General features: G+C 63.8%; 3 protein-coding genes. All 3 read right to left on the reverse strand.

What is annotated here, in order from left to right; genetic code table 11:
* Positions 1 to 443: CBS domain-containing protein (locus BN874_RS13360; protein ID WP_051497835.1), on the reverse strand; the 443-nt coding region annotated here is incomplete at its 3' end.
* A 432-nt stretch (positions 444 to 875) separates the two neighbouring features.
* A complete protein-coding gene (kefC, locus tag BN874_RS13365) occupies positions 876 to 2,744 on the reverse strand; it encodes a glutathione-regulated potassium-efflux system protein KefC (RefSeq protein ID WP_051497836.1) in 1,869 nt (622 codons plus the stop codon).
* Positions 2,741 to 3,295, reverse strand: a complete 555-nt coding sequence (kefF, locus tag BN874_RS13370; protein WP_034434308.1) for a glutathione-regulated potassium-efflux system oxidoreductase KefF — start codon at positions 3,293 to 3,295, stop codon at positions 2,741 to 2,743. The genes kefC and kefF overlap by 4 nt, the downstream gene beginning before the upstream one ends.
* Positions 3,296 to 3,376: the final 81 nt, after the last annotated feature.

Below are 3,376 nucleotides of genomic sequence, written 5' to 3' on the forward strand. Positions count from 1 at the left end.
AGAGTGAGGGCATCAAGATTCATGGGCACGTTCTCATGGGGGGTTATGACCCATCGGTTTATCAACAACTGTAAGTTCCGCGCGAACAAAACGATCTGGTCCAGTTCAATCTCTTTGAGAACGTGCGCTTGGTGAGACCGGATCGCCTCGATCAGTTCATCGCGGGAGAGCAGGCCGATGGGATGGCCGTCCTCCAACACCGGGAGATGGCGGAGCCGCTGTTCAGTCATTAGCGCCAGGCACTGTGGCGCCGTGTGCGTGGACGTGACGAAGGCGGTGCAGTCCGCTATGGCTTCGCGGATCGGCGTCAGGCGGGCCGGGCCACCGCCAGACGCGCCGTGGCGGATAAAATCCCGGTCGGAAAAGAGGCCGGCCACGCGCACGCCGTCCAGCACCAGAACAGCGCCAGTCTCCTGTTCGACCCTCACCTTCAACGCCTCCATGACCGTCGCCTCCACGCCGACCGAGGGCAGGCCGGGGAGCTTTCGAGCGAGCAACCGCTTCAGGGTCGGGGGATCGACACGAGGGTGTTGTGGTCATTCCATAGCGACCTCGCAAATCATTTGACCGGCCTAATCGTGACCGGCAAGGCGTCTGGGTCGTCGATGTTGACCGGGATCGGCGGCAGCCATTTCAGCCGCCGTCCGCGCGGCCACCGCTCGGGCCTGATCGTCGTTAAGGTCAGACGGCGCAAGAGGCACCCGCGCCTTCGGCGAGAACGGGCTCCCTTGACCTTCGCTGTCCTACGGTACCCTCCTCCAGCCTCAGCGCACGCTTAGCGTACTTTGCGATCCGTTTTCTGAGACGACCCCGAATTCGGGACAGTCGGTCATGGGAGGAATAGAGATCTGAGAGTGTGCGGATATTCGATAAAATCAGAGGGACGCACTCCTCCCCTTGGAGAAACGTCCCGCCTCCCTCGATCCTTCCGTTTTCACTGGGGGAGTGAGCGGGTCGAGTGAGTTCCAACCGCCCCGATTCGTGTTCTCGAATTTTTCCTGGTCGCGGCGGAACAGTTGTTCGAGTTCTTCACGCCCCGCCTTAGCCACCGTCAGCATCCGCAGTTCGTCCTGGAAATGGGGAACCAGCGCTTCCATCGTGGCGACGTCGTGGCGGCGGAAAATGTCGGCCATTTCGCGCGCGCGGTACAGGTCGATGCCGAGGGCTTCAAGCACCTGGCGGCCCGTCTTCAAGGCCGCCTCAAAGGTCTCGCGTTCGATCAGGTTGACCTTGCGCATCCGCAGTTCGAGGTAGTGGGAGACATTGCGGGCCCGGGTGAAGATGCGCAGGCCGGGGAAGTGGGTCTGGACGAGGTCGACGAGCGCAAGGTTGTCATCGACATCGTCGATGGCGTTAATTAGGAGCCGGGCTTTACCCGCGCCGGCGGCGGTCAGCAGGTCAAGACGGGTCGCGTCGCCGTAGAAGACCGGGTAACCAAACTTGCGCAGCATCTCGATCTGGTCTGGATCGTGGTCAAGGATCACGGCGCGCAGGCCGTTAGCAAAGAGCAGCCGACCGACAATCTGGCCGAAGCGGCCGAAGCCGGCGATCAGGATCGCTCCGTCGGTATCCACGTCGATGGGGTCGGCTTCACTCTGCTGTGCCGCTCGGCGGCTGACCCAACGCTCATAGAGGACCAGCAGCAGTGGGGTCGTCGCCATCGACAAAGCGACCGTCATCGTGAGTAGTGCTCCTGTTTCCGGGTCCAGCAGGCGGACGGTTTGCGCGGCCGCAAAAACCACAAACGCGAATTCGCCGCCCTGCGCGAGCAGCACGGCAAATAGCATCCGCTGCTGGGACGTGATGCCCATAACGCCAGCCAAGACCCACAACAGTCCGATCTTGAGGACGAGGAAGCCGGTCAGCAACAGCGCCACAGGACCGGGGCGATCCAACACGAGTCCGCCATCGATGGACATGCCGACCGAGATAAAGAACAGCCCAAGCAATAGGCCCTTGAAGGGCTCGATGTCGGTTTCCAGCGCATGGCGGTATTCCGAACCGGCCAGCAGTACGCCCGCCAGAAAAGCGCCTAACGCCATCGACAGCCCGACCTGCGTCATCAGGTGCGCAATACCGAGCACGAGCAGCAAAGCGAAGGCGGTGAACACTTCGCGGGTATCGGCCGCCGCGATCAGGCGCAGGGCCGGTCGCGTCCCGTAGCGCCCCATAATGATGACGCCACCCATAGCCCCTACCGCCTTCAGCGCGTCGAGTCCCGGCGTACCGCTGGCTGCGCCCGGCAGAGCGAGCAGGGGAATGGCGGCGAGCAGGGGAACTGCGGCGATATCCTGAAACAGCAGAAGAGCGAAGGCGCTGCGCCCGGTCGGCGTCGGCAGCAGATTGCGTTCGCTCATCGCCTGCACAGCGATGGCCGTCGACGACAAGGCCAGCGCCAGCCCGGCGATCAGCGCCGATTTCCCCGCGAGGCCCCACGCGAGGCCGCCACCCGCCAGCAGCATCCCGCAAGTCAGCATCTGTAGAGCGCCACCGCCAAAGACCTCGCGCCGCATTGACCACAGCCGCTTCGGGTCGAGTTCAAGTCCGATCATGAACAACATCAGCACGACGCCCAATTCCGAGAAATGCCGGATCGATTCGACGTCACTGACAAAACGCAGGCCCCACGGGCCGATGAGGAGGCCGGCGATCAGGTAGCCGAGAACCGACCCCAACCCCAGACGCCGGGCGAGCGGCACACAAAGGACGGCGGCGGTGAGATAGATCAGGGCGTCCCGCATCATGGCGCGGTGTCCACAGGGTCGCCGTAAAGGGCGAGTCCGTCGTTGAGGCGGTGCTGCAACTGCCGCGCGTGCGCCGCCAGCAGCGCCGTGTCGATGTCGTTGGCGCCATGGAGGACGCACGGGGGGTGCCAGCGCATGCCGCAGAAGCGCGCCGTCGCCTCGATCGGCCGCATGAAATCGATAAACGGTCGCTGATGAAGGCCGAAGGCTGAGTAGGCCGCCTCATCGCCGCCGGTCGTCGGCACCCACAGGCAGTCCTTGCCCTGCAGCGCCGTGCCGCCCTCGCCGTAAGCCCAGCCCAGCGTTAGAACCTGGTCGAACCAGTGCTTGAGCAAACTGGGGACGCTGTACCAGAACACGGGATGCATCCAGACGATGAGCCGGGCGCGGGCCAGCGCCGCCTGCTCGGCCGCGACGTCGATATCGAAGTCGGGATAGCGATCATACAATGAGCATACCTCGACGCTCGGGAGGCAGCACGCAGCCTCAAGCAACGCCCGGTTGGCTCGCGATTGTGACGGATAGGGATGGGCGAAGACGAGGTAGATCATGACGGACTCACCCGCGACCGGTACGCGGGAATACGGGATAGGGGCTGGGCGAGATCGCCGGACGACGGGAGCGGCGGGACT

It is taken from the genome of Candidatus Contendobacter odensis Run_B_J11 (assembly GCF_000531125.1).
GTDB classification, from domain to species: Bacteria; Pseudomonadota; Gammaproteobacteria; order Competibacterales; family Competibacteraceae; genus Contendibacter; species Contendibacter odensensis.